This is a genomic window from Mesorhizobium sp. M4A.F.Ca.ET.050.02.1.1, assembly GCF_003997725.1.
GTDB lineage: Bacteria > Pseudomonadota > Alphaproteobacteria > Rhizobiales > Rhizobiaceae > Mesorhizobium.
The window spans coordinates 1-5,392 of record NZ_RZSG01000406.1; the positions used below are offsets into that span (position 1 = coordinate 1).

The 5,392-nt window shown below is 63.5% G+C and carries 5 protein-coding genes and 3 pseudogenes; 5 read left to right on the forward strand and 3 right to left on the reverse strand.

The window, feature by feature from the left end:
• Positions 1-122 precede the first annotated feature (122 nt).
• The 3 genes and pseudogenes from EOA33_RS22885 to EOA33_RS22895 all read left to right on the forward strand — a co-directional run.
• Positions 123-434, forward strand: a pseudogene (locus EOA33_RS22885) (zincin-like metallopeptidase domain-containing protein); the annotation flags it as partial.
• 97 nt (positions 435-531) lie between these two features.
• Entirely contained in the window at positions 532-810 is a 279-nt protein-coding gene (locus EOA33_RS22890; RefSeq protein WP_066991432.1) for a DUF2285 domain-containing protein, read from the forward strand.
• Between the two features lie 801 nt (positions 811-1,611).
• Complete coding sequence (locus tag EOA33_RS22895) at positions 1,612-2,013, forward strand: single-stranded DNA-binding protein (protein WP_127406658.1); 402 nt, start codon at positions 1,612-1,614, stop codon at positions 2,011-2,013.
• Positions 2,014-2,371: 358 nt separating this feature from the next.
• On the opposite strand, the gene EOA33_RS40735 is transcribed toward EOA33_RS22895, so the two are convergent.
• The gene (locus EOA33_RS40735) at positions 2,372-2,617 is read right to left on the reverse strand and encodes a hypothetical protein (RefSeq protein WP_245482413.1); all 246 of its coding nucleotides are present in this window, start codon (positions 2,615-2,617) and stop codon (positions 2,372-2,374) included.
• Positions 2,594-2,737 (reverse strand): annotated as a pseudogene (locus EOA33_RS22905) (RES domain-containing protein); the annotation flags it as partial. The pseudogene EOA33_RS22905 and the gene EOA33_RS40735, both read right to left, overlap by 24 nt.
• Between EOA33_RS22905 and EOA33_RS22910 the strand changes: the two are divergent.
• Positions 2,733-2,972: pseudogene (locus EOA33_RS22910) on the forward strand (RES family NAD+ phosphorylase); the annotation flags it as partial. The pseudogenes EOA33_RS22905 and EOA33_RS22910 overlap by 5 nt on opposite strands.
• 227 nt (positions 2,973-3,199) lie before the next feature.
• Here the strand turns inward: EOA33_RS22910 and EOA33_RS22915 are convergent.
• A complete protein-coding gene (locus EOA33_RS22915) occupies positions 3,200-3,454 on the reverse strand; it encodes a WGR domain-containing protein (protein ID WP_065010550.1) in 255 nt (84 codons plus the stop codon).
• A gap of 700 nt (positions 3,455-4,154) precedes the next feature.
• On the opposite strand from EOA33_RS22915, the gene EOA33_RS22920 reads away from it, so the two are divergent.
• Complete coding sequence (locus tag EOA33_RS22920; protein WP_127406660.1) at positions 4,155-4,481, forward strand: DUF736 domain-containing protein; 327 nt, start codon at positions 4,155-4,157, stop codon at positions 4,479-4,481.
• Positions 4,482-5,392: the final 911 nt, after the last annotated feature.

Consider the following 5,392-nt stretch of genomic DNA (forward strand, 5'->3'; position numbering starts at 1 on the left):
CTTTGCGGGGCAGGCCCTCGGGCCCGCCCCGCAAAGCGGCGGAGCAACGCCTGAAGCGTAAGAACTGTCCTGATTCTGGCTCAGGAAGATGACAGAAAGGACGCGTTGGAGGTGTGACCTAACACGAAACCCTGCACTGGACGGCGGCTCCCGATCGTCTCAATCGGGACCTGAGCCGATACCACAAGGATTGCACGGACAGGGCGCGCGAAGAGCTTTTGGTGGAAATTGGGAGTGCAATGATCTGCGCGGACCTCGGGATCGTCCCTGAGCTGGAGCCGCGGCCGGATCACGCAAGCTACGTGGCCTCGTGGCTCAAGCTGCTCGACGGGGACCACCGCGCGATCTTTACAGCTGCAGCGCATGCACAGCGCGCCGTCGCCTACCTGCACGGTTTGCAGCCGCAGTCTCAGACGATGGGTGACGCGGCCTAATGTTCCATTCTTCTCCGTCTGGGTGTGGTATGTCGGCCAATGGTCCCCAAGTTTGTCCTATCTCTGTGGACGAGAGCACCCGAGAAAAGGAAAGCTGATGCCTGAGCTAGACCCGCATGTTGCTGACGAAGTGCCCTGGTCCGACAGGATCACCCCTTACGATGACCGGCACAAGGTGATCTACATGCGCCTTCTCGATGCCGAGGCGGACGGCGCTGACTGGCAGGAGGTCGCCCGGATTGTGCTTCACCGTGACCCTGTGGCCGAGCCAGAGCGCACCCGCCATTGTTGGGAAAACCATTTAAGACGGGCAAAATGGATGACGACAACCGGCTACCGAAAACTCCTTGCCGGCGATCGCGACCCCCTGCAGTAAAAGCGCCATCACGGTCGCGCCGGCACGGCCGCTATCGTGCAGCTCTGATCCCTCGTGGCTTGGCTGCCGCCTCGGCGCACGGCCGCGATGCGGAAGCAGAGCTGTCATTGGCCCGCATCACTGACGCACCGGATGACGGGAACGTCGGTTCGAAGCGTCGGACAGCCCCGCGGAGAGGGGCGATCCGCGCACGGGCAGGATGGGGTGTCGCAGGGTCGTGTTGGGCTGGTGCGAGTCCGCCGGCGAGCGACGGAGGCCTGGCTCGATCGGGGCGGTTCCGCAACGCGCCGCGACGCCCTTCTCCGGTTTCGGAATGGCTGCATGCGCGGAGCCGGGATCCGTTCGGCCTTCCCGTGGAGACGTTCGGCACCTCGCCACTAGGCTGAGCGTGGCGCATTGCCTTCGGCCTGCTGCGACGCTGCCGTTCGCTCGAACACAGCCGCCATCGCTCGGGCGGGGTCGGGAGGTCGCCGGAAGCGATGAACCCCGCCGCGCCGCGCCCGGCATCGAAGGCGTCGCCGCGATGGTGCCGGCGTCGATCCTTCACCGCCATCCTGTCTCCGGTTTCGCTGCCGGTGCAAAAAAATCCCTCCGAAACGAAATAAGCCCCTAAGTCCGTTCGGTTTCCGACCGCAACCCCCGCGGCGCCGGACCGTGTTGGCGCTTCGCGCCTGCCCGCACCACTCCGGGCCTTGGGGGCAAGCCTGGCGCGTTCCGCTCCGGTTGCAGGCGGCTCCCGACGGCCTTGGCCGGGTCTCGTTCGGAGGGAGTTCTCCCCCGGACGAGCAAAGGAGACAGGAAATGACCAACATCGTTCTTCTCGCCGGCAACATCGGCAACGACCTCGAAACCGCGACCACCCGCGGCGGCACCAGGATCACCGACTTCCGGCTCGCAACCTCCCGCCCCCGCCGCATCGACGGCAAGGTTGTCAAGGGCGAGAACGGCTACGCCGAGCAGGATACCGAATGGCACCGCATCAAGTGCTTCAACGGCCTGGCCGAGACGGTGCAGAAGCACTGCGTGAAGGGCATGAAGGTGGCGGTCCGCGGCCGCATCCACTACACCCAGTGGACCGATGGCGACGGGATCGAGCGCTACAGCTCTGAGATCATCGCCGACGGCATCGACTTCCTCGCCTGGCCGAAGCAGCGCGACGGCGCCGGCGACCGGACCGAAGCTCGGGATGAGATTCCCTTCTGAGCCAGCAGTGAATGGCCCCGCCTGCTGCAGGCGGGGCCATGCTCGGCGATCTTTCGATGCTTCCGCCGACGGTTGATCAACTGCCTGGAGGCTGCGATATCGCCGCAGGCATATCGAGACATGATCGGCGAATGTGAACGCCTGCATGGCATTGACGGGAAGTCATTTGCGCTCTGAAGGGATAGTTGTCCGCGTCCGGCAATTTCCCTGAGCGAACAGGATGCAGACGTTGGTGTCCGGCACGAGGACCGGGCGCCGGGCAAGATCGACGTCCGCAACCGCGATCAGCCTGTCTCGTGATCGCGGCTTACTGGTTCTTTCCTCGTCGGACATGTAGCGCCGACGTGCCGCGCGCAGATCAGACGTCAAGCTTCTGGCCCGGGCCAAGGCTGGCATGCATGCGCTTGAGGAACGAAGTCACGGGGTCAGGCTGGGCGAGGCTGGCCAGCGCGAGAATGCCAAGTTCGGTCGGCGACTGGATGCCGCTTTCCCGCTTGGCCGCCTCGATCAGGGCCTTCGGTGCGCGGAAGCAAAGATGTTCGGTTCTCTCATCATCGAGCAGGCATGCCTGCCTGGCGCGCAAGACTTCGGGAACGGCGTTCACGTCGTCAAGGCTCAGGTCCACGCTCCCGATCAGGACCCGGAAGTCCGAAGTCCAGCCAGGATCCTCATGGGTGGCGGCCATGAATCTCTCGTGATGATGGATGGTCTCGGGCAGCGCCACTCACCCGAACGACTATGGCCCTTCGCAAGTCGAGGGGCGCGGACTGCGGGCGGCTGGGAGCGACGGACTGACGTGGAACAGCGTAAGGATGCCAGGGGGAAGCTGCATCGGCGCCTTCTGGCCAGATGTCGCTAGTATTCCGAAGCAGCGACGGCACTACTGCTACCATTGGAACGGCTCGTGCGTGGACTTCGTCCGCCGGGATGACACCAGCACCGTGCTTGCGGTTTCCTGAGGCCTGATGCGGCTGGGGCACCTTGACCGCGCGTAGTCCTGAATGTCGCGGCATGGCCGCCTCAAGCAGGGGTTATTGCTGTCTTGGTGCGCGGGTCATTGCCGTCTCGATGAGCCGCGTCATATTGCTGACAACCGTGCCCGAATAGTCGCGGCGCTGCACTGCGTTATGTTCCAACACACACAGGCGGTGCTCGCCTGCGATCTTTTGCGCGATGTCGCCAGCCGCTAGTCCGGATCACAGTTGCGATATCCGCGACGGCGCTTGGCGCGCTGAAGCTTCATTGATGCGGTGGCCGCACCGTCTTCGCTATCGAAGGTTTCAATCATCGACTGGCCGCTGGTCCCGATGCGGCCCCAGTTACGGATGACGGATGCTCCGCCGAACAAGGTCGGTTGGATCGCAAGCGTATAAAACCGCCGCATGTTCTTAGATGGGTCGATGCGCCGAAGATGAACGGGCCCTGCCTCTTCGTTTTCCATGGCCGCAGCCTCACTTGGCTTGGAAGCGGCGTCCAACGAGTTCTTTGAATCCAACCGGCTCGACCGATTCATTGCGGTTATGAGTGCGCGCGATCGCTTCAGGAGGTCATGATCACCGCGGTGACCAGAAAGCTCGTCGTCGCACTATGCGTGATCGAAGGCGCAGGCGTTGCACCGTGACGACGCAAAGCGCGTGGCAATTCGGCGCCTGGGCCGGATCAGCCCCGCCGGAACCAAGTAGGCGACCCGTTGCTGTTAATTCTCGACATCAAAGACTGCTCTCTCATCGCCTGAACCTTTGGCGGCGCGGCGGGATCAAGATGCGGCCGCGGAGCGGCAACCGGGTGGGCCCAGACCTCGTGCCTCTGATTTCGGGGCGGATCGATCGTGCCGCTTGTGCCGGATGCATGGCGGACATTCCGATATCGCCAGTATCGTTCTTCTGGAACGGATGCCCGGACCCTCCCTGAATGGCCTCTCTTAGGGCTGGGTCTGACGCCGGTCCGGCCGTTGCCTGCAACGGCTTCGCCAACCTTCTTCCCCTGCGGCTTCGCCGCATTCCTCGCGGGACAACAAGCTCGGCTTTCGCCGTCCTCCGCTCCGCTGCGGCCCAATGGATGCAGTCGGCCAGGCCATCGTCTCACGACAGCTATCGAGGCCGCACAGGGCGGCTTCGGACAAAACAGTCAGGAGAACGAACATGGCTACTATCGGCAATTTCCAGCAGGCCGGCGAAAACGAATTTCACGGCGAGATCGTCACCCTTTCCCTCCAGGCCAAGAAGGTCCGTATCGTTCCCGATACGCGCGCCAGCGGCGAAAACGCACCCAGCCACCGCGTGCTCGTCGGTCGAGTCGAAATCGGGGCCGGCTGGTCCAAACAGTCCAACGAGGGCCGCGCCTATCTGGGCCTCAAGCTCGACGATCCGAGCTTCACCGCCCCAATCTACGCCAACCTCGTCGCCGACGAAGGCAGCCAGAGCTACAACCTCATCTGGTCTCGGCCGAACCGTCGCAACGGCGACTGACGAAGACCCGATGGCGCTCCGCAAACGGCGGGGCGCCATTCAGATGGCCCGGCCGCTCAGCGCCTCAGGTCGATAGCTGGACGTGCATGGGAGCGCCCTCGGGCAAACCGTAGGAGATACGAACCGGCTTGCATGCTGAGCCCGGGCAATTCTTGCCCAAGTCAGGCGGCGATCTCAACGACCGCCCGTGTACTTTTGATACTTTACTTCGGGCGTTGCGCCTTGCAAACATGCCGAGTGAGTCTGAGCGGAGGAAAAATCGAGCACAAAAAAACCGGCGCGGAGGCCGGCTTTTCCAGGGAATAGGCTACAGGAGTTGGCGCTCCTGATCTCGCCCGAAGATTTTGCGAGACCGTAGCCCGACCTTCCCGTCATTGCAAGAGAAATTGCGCTTCCGCGCCACGGCTTTGCACGACCTGGCGAAGGGAAAGAAATGGATCTCTATTCAACGCTGAGCCTATGGCTCACGAACATTCGGTCATTGGCCGAGCTGGACGATTTTTGCCGGCAGATATGGAAGCTCTACGGCGAGGAGTCGCTGGTCGAGGACGATGCGGAGCGGCTTTGCGAGAAGGCTGAACGACAACGTTGCGATCTCAAAAGGGCCCCCGCCGGTGGGACAGCGCTGCCTCGCTCCTGTTATCCGCAACGCGCGCGCAGCGAGCGAAGCCGCCGCGAGGCTGCCCACGGCTCCCGAGATCCTAAGCGGTGGGGGCGCAAGCGGCGTCTTGCCCGCATGCAGGCTGTCCGGCCCGAGTTCGCCGGCGCGTTCACCGAAGGGGAGAGCGCGGCGCTCTATATCGTCATGTCGGACTGCCGGCAGCATGGCAGATGCGACCGATCGGTGAAGGAAATCGGCGATCGCGCCGGCGTCGGGGCGACCACGGTTCGCAATGCGCTGCGCAACGCCA